This is a genomic window from Flavobacterium sp. B330r, assembly GCF_056824325.1.
This window is the reverse complement of record NZ_CP124860.1, coordinates 371,395-386,610: the sequence shown is the minus strand read 5'-3', so window position 1 is coordinate 386,610 and position 15,216 is coordinate 371,395. Positions and strand designations below refer to the sequence as shown.

General features: G+C 31.9%; 14 protein-coding genes and 1 other RNA gene. 13 read left to right on the top strand and 2 right to left on the bottom strand.

The genetic code is table 11. From position 1 onward, the window contains the following. Positions 1–621: 621 nt before the first annotated feature. From QLQ95_RS01740 to QLQ95_RS01685, 12 genes are all read left to right on the top strand, one after another. Entirely contained in the window at positions 622–1,095 is a 474-nt protein-coding gene (locus tag QLQ95_RS01740; RefSeq protein WP_482502355.1) for a toprim domain-containing protein, read from the top strand. Positions 1,096–1,268: 173 nt separating this feature from the next. Then, the gene (locus QLQ95_RS01735) at positions 1,269–1,646 is read left to right on the top strand and encodes a plasmid mobilization protein (RefSeq protein ID WP_482502353.1); all 378 of its coding nucleotides are present in this window, start codon (positions 1,269–1,271) and stop codon (positions 1,644–1,646) included. Next, on the top strand, positions 1,643–2,662 hold the full coding sequence (locus QLQ95_RS01730; protein ID WP_482502351.1) for a relaxase/mobilization nuclease domain-containing protein: 1,020 nt from the start codon (positions 1,643–1,645) through the stop codon (positions 2,660–2,662). Before QLQ95_RS01735 ends, QLQ95_RS01730 begins: the two co-directional genes overlap by 4 nt. An 18-nt stretch (positions 2,663–2,680) precedes the next feature. Beyond that, a complete protein-coding gene (locus tag QLQ95_RS01725; RefSeq protein ID WP_482502349.1) occupies positions 2,681–3,265 on the top strand; it encodes a hypothetical protein in 585 nt (194 codons plus the stop codon). A 269-nt stretch (positions 3,266–3,534) separates the two neighbouring features. Continuing rightward, the gene (locus QLQ95_RS01720) at positions 3,535–4,761 is read left to right on the top strand and encodes a hypothetical protein (protein ID WP_482502347.1); all 1,227 of its coding nucleotides are present in this window, start codon (positions 3,535–3,537) and stop codon (positions 4,759–4,761) included. Beyond that, positions 4,754–5,251 carry a DUF4280 domain-containing protein gene (locus tag QLQ95_RS01715; protein ID WP_482502346.1) on the top strand — a complete coding sequence of 166 codons (498 nt, stop codon included), beginning with the start codon at positions 4,754–4,756 and terminating at the stop codon, positions 5,249–5,251. The genes QLQ95_RS01720 and QLQ95_RS01715 overlap by 8 nt, the downstream gene beginning before the upstream one ends. A gap of 26 nt (positions 5,252–5,277) precedes the next feature. Then, positions 5,278–8,034, top strand: coding sequence for an OmpA family protein (locus tag QLQ95_RS01710; RefSeq protein ID WP_482502344.1), 2,757 nt, complete (start codon positions 5,278–5,280; stop codon positions 8,032–8,034). 3 nt (positions 8,035–8,037) lie between these two features. Next, positions 8,038–9,048 carry a hypothetical protein gene (locus QLQ95_RS01705; protein ID WP_482502342.1) on the top strand — a complete coding sequence of 337 codons (1,011 nt, stop codon included), beginning with the start codon at positions 8,038–8,040 and terminating at the stop codon, positions 9,046–9,048. Positions 9,049–9,055: 7 nt separating this feature from the next. Beyond that, on the top strand, positions 9,056–9,319 hold the full coding sequence (locus QLQ95_RS01700; protein WP_482502340.1) for a hypothetical protein: 264 nt from the start codon (positions 9,056–9,058) through the stop codon (positions 9,317–9,319). Positions 9,320–9,549: 230 nt separating this feature from the next. Beyond that, positions 9,550–10,062, top strand: coding sequence for a hypothetical protein (locus QLQ95_RS01695; RefSeq protein WP_482502338.1), 513 nt, complete (start codon positions 9,550–9,552; stop codon positions 10,060–10,062). A gap of 6 nt (positions 10,063–10,068) precedes the next feature. Then, on the top strand, positions 10,069–11,061 hold the full coding sequence (locus tag QLQ95_RS01690) for a hypothetical protein (protein ID WP_482502336.1): 993 nt from the start codon (positions 10,069–10,071) through the stop codon (positions 11,059–11,061). Positions 11,062–11,168: 107 nt separating this feature from the next. Next, positions 11,169–11,843 (top strand): hypothetical protein, encoded by a 675-nt coding sequence (locus QLQ95_RS01685; protein ID WP_482502335.1) that lies wholly within the window; start codon positions 11,169–11,171, stop codon positions 11,841–11,843. A 226-nt stretch (positions 11,844–12,069) separates the two neighbouring features. Here QLQ95_RS01685 and ssrA read toward each other — a convergent pair. Further along, positions 12,070–12,467: a transfer-messenger RNA gene (gene ssrA / locus QLQ95_RS01680) on the bottom strand. A gap of 66 nt (positions 12,468–12,533) precedes the next feature. Continuing rightward, the gene (locus tag QLQ95_RS01675) at positions 12,534–13,736 is read right to left on the bottom strand and encodes a serine hydrolase domain-containing protein (protein ID WP_095928946.1); all 1,203 of its coding nucleotides are present in this window, start codon (positions 13,734–13,736) and stop codon (positions 12,534–12,536) included. Between the two features lie 241 nt (positions 13,737–13,977). Here QLQ95_RS01675 and QLQ95_RS01670 point away from each other — a divergent pair, with 241 nt between their 5' ends. Beyond that, entirely contained in the window at positions 13,978–15,180 is a 1,203-nt protein-coding gene (locus QLQ95_RS01670; RefSeq protein WP_320492181.1) for an NAD(P)-dependent oxidoreductase, read from the top strand. Positions 15,181–15,216 lie beyond the last annotated feature (36 nt).

Below are 15,216 nucleotides of genomic sequence, written 5' to 3'. Positions count from 1 at the left end.
AACAATCTTTTTTGATGCAAAACTGATGCAGGACAAAAATAAAGTGATGCACTGATGCAACTATTGATGCGCTGTAATAGTAATATAATCAATGAGTTAAGTGTTATTTGCATCAAAACATCAAAAAAAAGCAAAATTCTGTTCTTTTTTTCATTAGCAAATGAACTGACTTGTACCAAATCTAGTAGGAGGTTTATTTAAAAAAAAACAATTATGGAAAAGTTCAATTGTAAAATTGCAAATCAAATTGATTTAGTCAATTATCTGGAAACGTTAGGGTATGAGCCGTCAAAAATAAAAAATCAGGATTATTGGTATCTATCACCACTCAGAAATGAAAATACACCCTCTTTCAAAGTGAATCAAAAATTAAATTCATAGTATGATCATGGAATAGGTAAAGGAGGAAATGTAGTCGATTTTGGGATTGAATATTTTAGATGTAATGTTTCGGAATTTTTACAACTTTTAAATGGTAATAGCATTTCCTCAGGTATAAGTTTAGCGCTTATAAATGAAAAACAACAGACTTCAAATCTAAGAATTGCAAATGAAAAGAAAGATAATCCCCTTGATAAAATTATCATTGTTGATGTACGCACATTGGAAAATAAGTTGTTGATGGCTTATTTAGACAAACGAAGCATTTCACAAGAGATCGCAAGGCAACATTGTAAAGAGGTTGATTTTTGTTTAAATAATCGAAAGCATACTGCAATTGGATTTGAGAATATTTCAGCAGGATATGAATTACGTAATGAAAATTTTAAAGGCAGCAGCTCACCAAAAGACATCACTTTCATAGATAATCAAGCAAAATCAGTAGTTGTTTTTGAAGGCTTTTTTGACTATCTCTCTTATAAAATGATGAATCAAAAATCGGTTAACCTAGAAACAAATTTCCTGATACTAAATTCTCTATCTTTTTTTAAGAAGTCTCTACAATTAATGGAAAAGCATGAGAGAGTCGATCTTTATTTAGACAGAGATACGGGAGGTATAAAATTAACTAGCGAAGCCCTGCAAAGAGATTCTATCAAATATATTGACCAAAGTTTTTTATATAAGCAAAAGAAAGATTTAAACGAATTTTAAAACCAGGAACAGCAAGTTAAACGAGGTCATAATTTTAGACGATCTATATAACGTTCGAGTGGTAGCCAGCTATGTTTTGGTAAAACCAAAACGCTGGCTCCCCTCATGCTATCGCATTCGTTGAGAGGATTTTTTTCATGCTGCCGCATTCAAAAAATAAATGATAAGAGACTATGGAAGAGAAAGAAATAAAAAAGAACGGAGGGGGAAGACCCAAAAAGGAAGTAAAAAGAGACCAACTGATGGCAATTAAATGTACACTCTACGAGCGTAAAATCATAGAATTCAAAGCTAAAAAAGTAAATCTTACCGTTTCCGAATACCTTCGGGAAATTGGACTCACGGCAAAGATTGATTACAGAAATAAAGCGTTTCCGAAAGAAATCCTAAGCTTTACTGGAGTGCTCAACCATATGGCAGCCAATCTGAACCAAATCGCTAAAAAGAGAAATAGTAATGATGAATTAAGTCCGCTTGAACGAGCAGAATTAAAAGTACAGTCAGGTCATGTTAAAGATCTAGCCGTCCAAATTAAAAACTTTATGTCATGATAGGTCGTGTAAGCATCGGCAGCTCTTTTTACCATTGCATTAGCTACTGTCTGGAAGATAAAAGAGAGTTATCAGAGGTGAAAAAACTTGCACTTGCAATGCAAGATCGTTTGCAGCATAAAGACCGAGCAGAAGTATTAGAATATAATAAATGCTTCGAAAACAAATATGAGCTTACAGAGCAGTTTAAAGATGTAAGGAAATTAAGCAGGCGTGTTGAAAAACCAATGTTACATCTGACCCTGCGTTTAGCTCCGGAAGATACATTAACCAAAGAACAATTGAGAGAAGTTGGAATAGAATGCGCTAAGGAGTTTGGTATAGCGGACAACCAATACATCTGTGTATTACATAAGGATACCAAAGAGCAGCACATTCATATTGCAGCCAATCGAGTTGGCTTTGATGGTAAGGTTGCCAATGATAGTAATAGCTATAAACGGATGGCTGAACTTTGTCGTCGGCTTGAAAAGAAATACGGTCTTCAAGAAGTATTAAGTCCAAGAGCATTTATGTCTCCTAAAGACCGGTTATTGCCTCGCCATGACAGTAGAAAAGAAAAACTTAAAGCAGATATCGAGCAGACATTAAAGTCTGCCAGTTCTTATCTAGCATTTGAAAAACAAATGCAAAATTTAGGATATAAAGTTCTCAAAGGAAGGGGGATTTCTTTTATAGATGATAAAAAAGTAAAAATAAAAGGAAGCGAAGTTGGTTTTTCATTGATGAAAATTGAAAAGTTATTGCATCAGAAACAACAGTGTGTCATGAAAAATGATGGCAAAGAAAAAAAATATGATAGAGATAGTCAGTCAATATCTAATTCTTTTACGACTGAAAAACAAAGAAAAGCAAAGCAAAGCTATAATTTAGAAAGACCAGGAGAAACAGTTGTTAAAGAGGTTTTAGGGTTTACAGGTCAATTAATTAATTCTGAATGTGATGTGGATTATATGGATCCTGAATTACAGAGAATTCCACAAAAGAAAAAGAAGAAATCAGCATTAAGGAGATGATATTGAAAAATAGAAAATATGGAAACAAATTCAAATACAGACAAAGGGCATATAGAAAGAGAGACATTACAGTTAGTGCTGGAGGAATTTACACAGGAACAGAAAACAAATAATCAGCATATTGAGGCGCTTATTGCTGCAGTTAAAAATGTGGAGAATAAAATTGATGTATTTAAAAAGGAATATAAAATAGAAAAAAATGTTTCAGAACAATTGGAAATTAAGCAAATTGAGACTATTCTTCAAAAAGGTTTTCTAGACATAAAATATATGATTGGCAGGCAACCAAAAAGTATCGTTAGGAAATTCCAGATTTTGTTATTTCCGGAGCAGGATGCAAAACTGTTTTATAAAATTGTTTTTGGCAGGTGGTTTTTATGGCTTATTATAATGGTAGCCCTAAGCAATCTTTACAACTGGGGAATACATTATAGCGACAATAATAAAGAAATTGAAATGCAACAAATTCAAAACGACAGGATACGAAAAGCTTGGCACTATATGTATGCTAATAATGGGAAGGAAATTAAAAAACTTATGAATAAAGCTTATTTAAACTCGGTAGAGAGAGTAAGCGGTAATGATAAAACTCCTCATAAGTAGGTGTTTTATTAAATTATAATGTAGTAATAATTCTGTACTTTATCTTCAAGAAATCCTGATGATAAAATTTTTATGTTTAAAAAGCTCTCCTGATATTAGAGATAGCAATTAATCAGTCATCTATAAAACACTAGTAATAAGGTGAATATGATTAATGAGAAATTTCTGAAATTTATTTTCTTCAATAAATTCTTATTTTTTATTGTTCGATTTTGTTATGTAAGAAAAAGATGTACCTTTAAATTCGAAATAAATCTTGTTTTTTTTATATGATTATTGGGGAAATTTTAGACGAAGTAGGAAAGGTTAAACATAAGACCTACAAAATACAAGATGGTGATACACCACAATCAGTTGCCAATAAACTTGAAATAGAATTATACGACTTAAGAAGCTATCATAACTTCAATTGTATAGAAGATAGAGACGTAATAAACGCGTATTTACCCAATCATCTCAAATTTATTCTTTTAAAACCTCTAAAATTTAAAGCAAATGGAGAAATAGAAGACAAACCTTTAGAATATATTCGTTTTAGCACTAAAGATTATCAACTACCTTTTGATCCTTCTCGTGAAAACAACTATTTAGCGGTTTACACTGTTGAAAATGGTGACATCAAACAATCCATAAAAGAAGAACTCAGTGTTAAATGGTTAGCTACTGATATAAACAAATATTCTTTCTTTGAAATAGACAGAATTTCCAAAGTCTATATTGACCAAAAGGAGGCAGACTGTATAGCTGATGAAATAGCAGAAAAAACAGGTCGTATTTTTTATCCTCTTCAAATTGTTGTAAATGAAAAAGGCAAATGGATTGATATACATAATTATGATATTATCCAAGAGCGCTGGTATAAAACAAAACCTAAAATTTTAGAGGAATACGAAGGAGAGGAAATTGAGGAATGTTTAAGTCGTTTCGAAATAAAATTAGAAGATAAAGATGCATTTTTGGAATCATTTTCTTTCAACTGGTTCTTAAGAGCTTTTTTTAATGGAATTAATATTGAATATAAAGATCAATTAGTTGTTGAAAAAAACATCTTCTTTCCCATTAGCAATACTTTTGGAGATACGCGATTTCTCGTTAAACAAGAAATTTCACCAACATTAGACAATTACAATCTAGTCAATATAACGCAAAAAGGAATTCTCAGTGATCCCAGAACAAAGCAGGATTTTGAAAATGAAACTGATTTTCCGTATGATACCTTGTTAGAAGAAAATCCTGAAAAAGCACAAGGGCAATACAATTCATGCTATTTTTTGAATCCACGTACATACGTTGTTGATAGTTTATTCTTAGAATGCAGTATTAGACTTGATATTCCAATAAAGACAACGATTACTATTTCCAATCTCGAAGACAAGGAGGATTTAAAGCCCAAATCCAGAGTCTCTCTTTATGCGGGAGACACAGAGAAATCAGAGCGTTTTTTAGACACAGTCACAGATATTTTTAGAGTGAAACAAGATATTTATTATGAGTGAAAAACATATTGTAGTGCAGGGGGCTACGTGTAAGTGTAAATTTAGTGTTGAACCCAAATTTGATAAGCTAAAAGTTAAAACCCAAACCAAGCATTATGCTAACGATAAGGCAGGGAAAGATAAATTAATAGCAACAGATAAAGAGGTTGGACAGACTTTTGAGAAAAATACTTTTGGTAAATGCAAAATGCAACCCAATGGAAGCGGTGACTATCTTCCATGCCAAGCTACTATTACAAAATGGAGCGGTTTTTATGAAAAAACAACTTTATCTAATCAAGGAAAATTATTGCTGGAAGATAGTAAAGCTACTTGCCCAATAGGTGGGCCTGATTGTATTGAAATCGATAAACATGGACAAGTTATTGAGCCAAGTCAACAAAATTTTAAAAATTCAAATTCCGATATACAAAATCAAATCAATCCATTATTGGATTTGAAAGGAATGAGTAAACCAAAATTGAAGCACTTAGATATTGAAAGTGTTTAAATAGTTTGTTATTATAAAGAAAAAACATGGAAAAAGGGATTGAAAGAATAAAATGGACTGGTGAGGGACAAGTTGCCTCAAACCTCTCCATTCCTAATGTAAAAGTTACTATAAAAGCAGACCAATTTGTATATTTTCAAATAGATGAATGGACCGATGGTACGACATCTACAGAAAAACAGAAAAACATTTTTTGGAATTTTCAAACTAACAAACCTCGAAAAAGTGTACTTGAAACTACCCGATTAGCGAATCAGAAATATGGCATAAAACTGCCCAAAAAACTTTGCGGCCCTTATACCTATTATTTAGAAGCCAGCATTGTAGGTTTAAAATACTCCCAAAAAGCAGGATTGGCTGTAGGCGGATGGTGTGAATCAAAAATTATCAAAAGTAAATGGAGTACCACCAATGATGGTGAAGATGTGAGGAATTCTCATGTTTTCTCCTACGGAAATACTATTCATTTAAATTTAGATACTGAAGGACTCAACGGACATAAGAATTTAATTGTAGATATTTATCGAGATAAAGGAAAAGAAGGTGAACTAATAAAAGTATATACTAGTGTTGATGTAAATGACGGAGAAATAAATCTTGCTATATCAGATACTTTTACATGGTTTGGCAAGATTAAAGGAATTAAGGATGTTGAACAATTTTATGTGAAAATTAAAAATCCAGGAACAAAAAAATACATTTCTAACAGGAATAACGAAACTATACACGCACGTTTTCTTAAAATAAAAAAGAAAATTGAGTCAACTGTTGCTAAACCGCCAACAAATCTAACTCCATTAAAAGTAGGAGAACTAGATAAATACTTAAAAAATGCGGGGCATTGCAGGTTCAAGGAAATTTCTATTTATGAAAACGAGGACCCTGTTATACTGTTTAACGAAGGAAAATTTATTCGCAAATTAAATCCAAATGATAAATCTATTGCAACCGAAAACATATATTATGATTATGATAAATGGGACATTCGAGAAGATGCTAAACCAATTTTAGAGAAAATAGCAACGTTTTTACTGGAACCTCCTCGTTTGCCTGTTGAATTAGGATCTCATACTGATGTAAGAGGAACTGATGCTTATAATATGGAACTCTCTGAAAAAAGAGCTCAATCTGTTGTAGATTATTTAATAAAAAAAGGAGTAGATCCCATTAATATTTCCGCAAAAGGTTATGGAAAGTCAAAATTGATAAATCATGGTGATCACATTTCTGAGGCACTTCATCAGCAAAACAGAAGGACTACTTTAAAATTTAAAATTTTCGAAAACGATGCGCAAGCTTTGGTGCATAATGCGATTGTACCAAGTTATAAATTACCAAAGAAAATTAAAATACAAATTAATGGCTTTACCCGAAAAGGATGTGTAAAGAAAGCTGATCATAAAAATGAAATAACCATTATAGATAGCTATTTAGAAAAGAAAGTTAATAGTTTAAAAGATGGAGACAATTCAGTAAGTCATTCGATACATTCAATTACTCCAAGTATACCACAGCTCTTAGAAGCATTTCTGCATGAAAGAGGACAAATTTTCTACAGATTTTATCTGCATTCCTGTGCCTATTATTCTATAGCTAAAACAGAACACCCTACATTTGTAATTAATGCTTATCCTGATGTTAATTGGGTAGTACACTATAGATATGCATATCCGGAAGCTCCATTTTTTAAAGATATCCCCGTTGATTTAGTGAAAGGAATTAGGTTTCTTACTAAAATCAAAGAAGGACTTCAGGATTATATTAAAAAAATCGATTTTCTTTCTGGTGCTATGGAAGAGAGTGTTAATAGTGCTCTTGAATCCCTTACCGCTATTCCTGATGATATTCAGGTAGGATTTCATGCTTTACATGATTTTTCAAGTAATACCACGCCTACTCAGCGCATAGATTATTCTCAGGAATACAAAGCGATGGCAGAGGTATATGTAGCGCTACTGAGTGTTGTAGTTATTCTTGTAGAATTATTAATTCTATACCTTACAAAAGGAAAAGGATCTTTTGGAAGATTAAGAAGATACAGAAAAGCAGCCCGAATATCAAAAAAAATGAAAGAAATGGGGTTTGAGCTAATGACTCCAAAATTGTCATATTCAAAAGCCTATTATTTTGAAATTCAAAAAGATGGACGCATTGCAAATGTCTCTAAAGAAAGGATAGTAGCATATCCTTTTATTGGTATTTCTTATCATAAGACACATAAACTTTCAGAGTTAGCGGGTGAATCAGCAGAATCTAAGGGATTTACAGAGTTAGTGGATAACTATGGGGCTAATTCATCTTTAAAATTAGATTTTGAAGGAACTATCAATGCAGATTACACAGCCGTTTTTAGTAATTTAACTGGAGGAAATTATACAATATACGAAAAAGCAAGTAATGTTATAACAAATTCTGAGGGTGTTTATACTTCAGATAGAGCAATTGTAGTAAGTGCTGAGTTAATTGTCAACGGAGTTGCTGAAAAGACAATAACATGGATACCTTTTACACCACCACAACACATAAAAGTGAAACTAGATTTAAAAGCAAAGTTAGGTGGGTATATCTCCTTTTCAAGAAAGCATGGTATAGAAAATAGAAAGGCATATACTGAAGATACTCTTACTTTTTCAGGGTTAAAAGGAACTTATATGTTAAAGGTGAAAGCAACTAACAATGAAAGAGAAGTTTATGACTCCAATCCAGAAAGCGAAATTGTACCATTTACTATCTTTGAAAAACAGTTTATAACATCGGGAAGAGTTACGGCATTTAATTTTTAATATATGAGAAAAACAATAGTTTATTTAGCATTAATAGCAAGCTTAAATTCTTGCTCGCAAAAAAAAGAAAACATTAAAGAAATAAAAATGGACATTACATCAAATAATATTGTAGATAAAATAAACGAACAAGTAAAACATTATCCCGCAGAACCAATATATTATTTGTATGTAGCCAATTCATTGTGTGTGTATGAGATATTGGTAAATGATTATCCAATACATCAAAATTATAAATACCAACAGCAAGGCACGCCAATTTACATTAATAAAGGCATTCTAAAATCTGGAGAACAAAAAATAACTTATCGTATATACCCTGCTCCTGCTGAGTTTAATGGAGGAAGTGATGTTTTTGATGTTGATACTCAATTCAATATTAAAGTTTGTACACAGAATTTAAAAGTAAGTGATTCACATGAAGTCCTAAAAGAAGAAAAATTGCCCGTTAAAGAAGTGAAAGTAGGTAGTCAGGAATTTGAAAAAGAAACCGAATTTGTAGGAAAAGGTCAAAAATATTACGAACACACTTTTTATTTCAATGCCAAAGTGCCTTATGAAATCGAGGGGTGGAGTAAAGGTCAGGATTTACGAAAAATAGATCCTGATGTATTAAAAGAATGGGTAGTTAAATTTTATAATTTAAGAAAAAATACAGTAGAAAGCAATGATAAAGATGCGCTTGCAAGACAATGTTTCGAAGGCTTAAAAGAACAATTTATTGCAGAATATCAAACTAAAGCTTACATCAAGGATGCTTGGAAGGAATTTATCGAAACATATGAAAATACAAGTTATGAATTACAGCCTTTTGAAAATTACAAGATGGAAATTTTTGGAGATGGTAGGTTGGTCTGCTTGAGACAAAAGAGTACTGATGTTCGACAAAGAGAAAAATCTGCATTATGGGGAAAATATAAAGATGAAAAAGGTAATATTATAGCGGACTTTCATAAATTATATCTGTTCATTCCCGAAGGAGAAGGATTAAATTATATACAAATGATACGTTAATTATTATATGAGACAATACGCTCTTTTTGCACTGCTTTTTGTTTCTTTTTTTTCTTGCTCGCAAAAAAAAGAAAATATAAAAGAAATAAAAATGGACATTACATCAAATAATATTGTAGACAAAATAAACGAACAAGTAAAACATTATTCCGCTGAACCAATATACTATTTATATGTAGCCAATTCTTTGTGTGTATATGAGATATTGGTAAATGATTTACCAATACATCAAAATTATGAATATGAGCAAATGGGTACTCCTATTACATAAACAGAGCAATATTAAAATCTGGTACACAAAAAATAACTTACCGTATATATCCCGCTCCCGCTGAATTTAATGGAGGTAGTGATGTTTTTGATGTTGATACTCAATTTAATATTAAGGTATGTACGCAGAATTTAAAAATAAGTGGTTCACATGAAGTACTGAAAGAAGAAAAATTACCTGTTAAAGAAATACAAGTAGGTAGTCAGGAATTTGAGAAAGAAACCGAATTTGTGGGAAAAGGGCAGAAATATTATGAGCATACTTTTTATTTTAATGCCAAAGTACCTTATGAAATTGAGGGCTGGAGCAAAGGTCAGGATTTACGAAAAATAGACCCTGATTTATTGAAAGAATGGGTAGTTAAATTTTATAACTTAAGAAAGAAAACAGTAGAAAGCAATGATAAAGATGCGCTTGCAAGACAATGTTTTGAAGGCTTAAAAGAACAATTTATTGCAGAATATCAAACTAAAGCTTACGTCAAGGATGCTTGGAGGGAATTTATCGAAACATATGAAAATCCAAGTTATGAATTACAGCCTTTTGAAAATTATAAGATGGAGTTTTTTGGAGATGGTCGATTGGTTTGCTTAAGACAAATAAGTACAGATGTGAGGCTTCGAGAACAATCAGCTTTGTGGGGTAAATATAAAGACAAAGATGGTACCATTGCTGATTTTCATCGTTTATACCTTTTTATTCCCGAAGGAGAAGGATTAAATTATATACAAATGATACGTTAATATGATATGAGAGAATACGCTCTTTTTGCGCTACTTTTTGTTTCGTTTTTTTCTTGCTCGCAAAAAAAAGAAAACCTAAAAGAAATAAAAATGGACATTACAGCAAATAATATTGTAGATAAAATAGTAAAACAGGTAAAGTTTTATCCAAGTGAAAAAATATATGGTTTTCGTTATGAAAATTTTAATTGTTTTATTGAAATATACATAAATGATAGACTATGTTATAAAGATTTTAGAGATTCAAAAGCTGGTTCGTCCTTTGATATAAACCATTGTATTTATAGGAGTGGTACTCAGAAACTTACTTATAGGATGTATCCTGCAAGTGATGGTAGTCAAAATGTAAAAACTTTTGCTGAAAGTTCGTATTTAACTCTTCAACTGGAAACGTATGATCTCAATAACGAAAGTGCTGATGATATAGTTTACCAAAAATATAAAACTCCAGTAATTGTATCAAAAGATGAATATGGTAACAAAACTGAAAAGTTTATTGCTACAGGTAGAGAATATTATGAAGGGAGTTTCGAGTTTGAGGCTCAAGTACCATATCAGCTAGAAGGCTTCGAAAATGCGCAAGATTTGAGAAAACTGGATTCTAAAGCTCTTGAAGCAAAATTAGTTGCCCAATACAATATTCTTAAAGAGGTTTATAAAAATAAGGATTACGATAATATTGCAAAAACTTCATACAACAATTTAAAAGACCAGTTCATTTCTGAATATGCAAAAAAAGAAACCATAGAGGAAACTTGGAATGAGCTAATGGCTTTTTATAAAAATCCAAGTATGGAAATGCAACCCATTGAACATTATAAAATGGTGTTTTTTGCTGATGGAAAATTAGTTGCACTCATGCAATCAACGACTGATAATCGGTTTAGAGGAAATACAGCTCTTTGGGCTAAGGTAAATCACGATGGAGGCTTAAGACCTTTATTTTTGAATAGCTTTTTTTATATCCCGAAAGGAAAAACAGAATTTGAAATTTATTAAAACGAAATGAATTTTTGATATTTTAAATTCTTTGATTAATTTATTAATATGTTTTTAAGAACCTTGTAAGGCAAGCTAATAGTAACAGGAATTTAAGAAAAAAAAAGGTGAAGAAATTTATTAGTGGTATTTCAATTTTCATTTTGATTTCTTCATGTTCGGGCAAAGAAGAGAAGAAGCAACTTATTGATGAAAATAAGAAAGAAGCCAAGGAAAGTATGGCAAGAGAAGTGAAATATTGGAACGATATGTTTAACGAAGAACAAGCGCAATATAAAAAAGATAGTTTGCACACTGTAGCTGAAAGTGAAAGCGAGAATTTAGTAGTTGAAACTATATTTGGTGATTTTAATGGTGATGGTAATATAGAAGGCGCATTTATATCGCCAAAAAATGGCTACATTAATTTTTCACCTGAAATTTTAGGGAATGTGACTGAATTAGGAAAATTAGACCCCAAGAAATCAAAACTTATTAATGAAGGTGATTTAAACAATGATGGAGCAGATGATTTCTCAGTTTATACGAATTTAGATGGTTTAGGCAAAATTAATACTTTTATATTTAATAGAGATTTTCCATGGAGAGTATCTCTCTGTATCAATATGAAAAAAGTTGAGAAAGTTAGTGATGCGGATCTGAAAAAGAGAGTTTTTCGAGAAAACAATGAAATTTATTATTATGAAGATGAGCATATTGATGACTTATATCTACTGAAAGATACAATGCGCAAGAATAAATTGGTAAGAAAAAATATTAAAAATTATAAACCGGATTATTAAAAAATTTGAGAAAAAAAGCACGAGAAAATCTGTATAAAAGTGCAAAACCATAACATTAAATTATGGAGCTTTCTGAGCTGTTAATTGAAGTTCATATCTTACACCCAGTTCCTATAATTAATGTTCATTTATAAGCTAGTGAAAGTTTTTTATTAACAATGAAAACATCAACTAAATTGTCAACTAAAAATTAAAAAGCCTGTAAACATTGAGTTTACAGGCTTTTTTGTGGAGTCGCCGGGAATCGAACCCGGGTCCAAACGAGCAACTAAAGAGCTTTCTACACGTTTATTTCCTGATTGAATTTTCGATGTTGAGCTAGGCCAGAAACAACCACCCAACACTTATCTTCTTAATTTTCGAAATCCACCCGAAGCTCATGGAAATCTAGGTTTATTTTTACGGTTCCCCTGAACGGAACGCCACAAACCAAGGCTTTCCAGGAGAATCCAGCTTCTCTACCTTGTAGAGACGTGGCGCAATCTTACTATGATTCGGATTATGCAGCTAAAGCGTAATTATTTTCGCCGTGTAAAAGTTCGAGATCTTATATTTACGAGCAAGGTCTCAATGCTCGACGTGCTTACTGTTCAATTCGACTCGCTGTCAAAACCAGTCGACCCCAAAAATAAGTCTGCAAATTTAGAGTATTTGAAATTACTTTCTGCTAAAAATTTCAGAAAAATTTTGTTATTCTTCGTCTTTAAAATTAAAAGGATAATCTCCAAAGACAGGAGCTAGTTTACGAACTGCATAAGTATTTCTGGTCATCTTGTTTGATAACGCAATAATCGTTACGCCTTCGTTCATCAAAGTAATGTAAGATGAGGTGTTTCCGTGCCACCAGCCATTATGAAAATAGAAATTCTGACCTGTTTCCCAGTTAATCATTCTAATTCCAAGACCATAATTTTTAGTTCCTTTGCGTTCGTTGCTGTAACCTGTGTATACTTGTTTCAACAATTCAGGTTTTAAGAAATCTGGTGATTGTCTTGCTCTATCAAATTTTAAAAGATCTCTAGCGGTAGAGAAAATGTTTTTATCGCCGTAAACATTGTCTAGATAATCAAAACCAATTTCTACGCCGTTACCTTTATACGAAGGAACAATTTTTTTTCTGTCTTTATCATCGTCAAAAACGTAGGTATTTTTCATTCCTAGTGGTTTAAAAATCATTTCAGACATTGCTTCTTTATAGCTTAAACCAGTAATTTTTTCGATAATAAGCGCCAACATTGCATAATTAGTATTACAGTAGCTAAAACGAGTTCCTGTTCTAGATTCTAAACCAATGTCTTTTGTTGCTAAAATATCAAGAATATCTTTATTGGTTAATTGATTATGTCGGTCCCAAATCGATTTATCACGATCTGTGAAATAAGCATAGTTGCGCATTCCGGTACGATGATCCAGTAACATTCTTATGGTACACTCTTCGTATGGAAAAGTTTTTAAGATCGTATTTACCTTTTGGTCCAATTCAATTTTACCAGCATTAACCAATTTTAAAACTGCTGTAGCCGTCAAAACTTTACTTACCGAAGCAATTTGTACAGGTGTTTCAGACGTTATTTTGGTTCCTTCATTTTTATTAGCAAAACCATTATATCTTTCAAATAAAATCTGTCCGTTTTTGGCAACCAAGAAGCTCCCGTTCATGTTATTATTGGGCCAGTTTTTATTGTAAAAGTGATTTATTCTGCCCACAACCGAATTTTTATATGCTTGAGAAACTTTCGGTTCTGGACCTAAAGGTTTCATTTTGGGTAAAGTATCTTCGACTGTTTGAGTAGTATCTGTTGTTGTTTTTTTGTTTTGACCACATGAACTTAAAACAAGTATGGAAAAAAGTAATTGTGGTATCTTTGTCTTTTTAAGGAAAATCATTTGCATCGTTCTTTAAAAACAAATATATCGAATTCAATTTTGTTGTATTCTTAGTTCTGAGGCTTTAATTTGTGTTTTTTAACATAATTTTAAGAAAAGTAAATTTTAGTCGATTGTTTTTCAGCTTTTAACGGTTTTGAAACATTTTAAATTGAATTTTAGAAACAAAATTTTAACTAAATTTGTTATATTTGAAACAAATGCATTGTAAAAAGTTATATTATTTAATATTAAAAAATCAGTTTAAATGAAATTTGGAATCATAAAAGAGAGAAAAAATCCGCCAGATAGAAGAGTCGTTTTTTCTCCAAATGAATTGACAAGGTTAAAACAGCTTTATCACGATGCTTCTGTAAAAGTGGAGAGTTCTGATATAAGAATATTTTCTGATGATGATTATAAAAATATGGGAATTACAGTTGCCGATGATGTATCTGACTGCGATGTATTATTTGGAGTAAAAGAAGTTCCCGTAGCCGATTTGATTCCTAATAAAGCCTATTTCTTTTTTTCTCATACGATTAAAAAACAGCCTCATAACAGAAAATTGCTTCAGGCAATTTTAGAAAAGAATATTGATCTATACGATCACGAAACAATTGTAGACGAACATGATCGTCGTTTAATTGGTTTTGGAAGATACGCTGGAATGGTTGGTGTATATAACGGAATTAGAGCTTTCGGAATTAAATTCGAATTGTTCAAACTTCCTAAAGCAGAGACACTTTCAGGAAAAGAAGATTTGATCAAGCATTTAAAACGCATCACAATGCCAGCTCTTAAATTTGTAGTTACCGGAACAGGAAAGGTGGGGAGCGGAGCAAAAGAAATTTTGGATGCCATAAAAGTGAAAGAAATTACGATTGATAATTATTTGACTAAAAAATACGCTCAAGCGGTTTATGTGCAGTTGGATGTTTTGGAATATAACAAAAGAAAAGACGGTCAGGTTTTAGATTTTACAGATTTTGTGAATCATCCAGAGGAATACGAATCTGATTTTGAAAGATTCACGAAGGTTTCTGATATTTATTTTGCAGGGCATTTTTATGCAAGTAATGCACCAATGATTCTAACAAAAGAAATGCTGAATGCAAGCGACTGCAAATTGAAAGTTGTAGCTGATATTTCTTGTGATGTTAATGGACCAATTGCTTGTACAATTCGCTCATCTACAATTGAAGAGCCGTTGTACGGATATTTTCCTTTAGAAGATAGAGAGGTAGATTTTTTTCATCCTGCTGCAGTTGCAGTAATGGCGGTAGATAATTTGCCATGCGAAATCCCTAAAGATGCCAGTGAAGGTTTTGGAGAACAGTTTATGGAACATGTAATTCCAGCTTTCTTCAACGGAGATAAAGACGGAATCTTAAAACGTGCCAAAATCACAGAAAATGGAAAATTGACAGAGAGATTTAGTTATTTGCAGGATTATGTAGACGGGAAATAAGTTTTTTTTGTTTCAAGTTTCAGGTTTCACGTTATT

Bases quoted from the DNA above. Each gene is read 5' to 3' on its own strand.
- QLQ95_RS01740 (WP_482502355.1), top strand. From the start codon at position 622: ATGGCTTATTTAGACAAACGAAGCATTTCACAAGAGATCGCAAGGCAA.
- QLQ95_RS01735 (WP_482502353.1), top strand. From the start codon at position 1,269: ATGGAAGAGAAAGAAATAAAAAAGAACGGAGGGGGAAGACCCAAAAAG.
- QLQ95_RS01730 (WP_482502351.1), top strand. From the start codon at position 1,643: ATGATAGGTCGTGTAAGCATCGGCAGCTCTTTTTACCATTGCATTAGC.
- QLQ95_RS01725 (WP_482502349.1), top strand. From the start codon at position 2,681: ATGGAAACAAATTCAAATACAGACAAAGGGCATATAGAAAGAGAGACA.
- QLQ95_RS01720 (WP_482502347.1), top strand. From the start codon at position 3,535: ATGATTATTGGGGAAATTTTAGACGAAGTAGGAAAGGTTAAACATAAG.
- QLQ95_RS01715 (WP_482502346.1), top strand. From the start codon at position 4,754: ATGAGTGAAAAACATATTGTAGTGCAGGGGGCTACGTGTAAGTGTAAA.
- QLQ95_RS01710 (WP_482502344.1), top strand. From the start codon at position 5,278: ATGGAAAAAGGGATTGAAAGAATAAAATGGACTGGTGAGGGACAAGTT.
- QLQ95_RS01705 (WP_482502342.1), top strand. From the start codon at position 8,038: ATGAGAAAAACAATAGTTTATTTAGCATTAATAGCAAGCTTAAATTCT.
- QLQ95_RS01700 (WP_482502340.1), top strand. From the start codon at position 9,056: ATGAGACAATACGCTCTTTTTGCACTGCTTTTTGTTTCTTTTTTTTCT.
- QLQ95_RS01690 (WP_482502336.1), top strand. From the start codon at position 10,069: ATGAGAGAATACGCTCTTTTTGCGCTACTTTTTGTTTCGTTTTTTTCT.
- QLQ95_RS01675 (WP_095928946.1), bottom strand. From the start codon at position 13,736: ATGCAAATGATTTTCCTTAAAAAGACAAAGATACCACAATTACTTTTT.
- QLQ95_RS01670 (WP_320492181.1), top strand. From the start codon at position 13,978: ATGAAATTTGGAATCATAAAAGAGAGAAAAAATCCGCCAGATAGAAGA.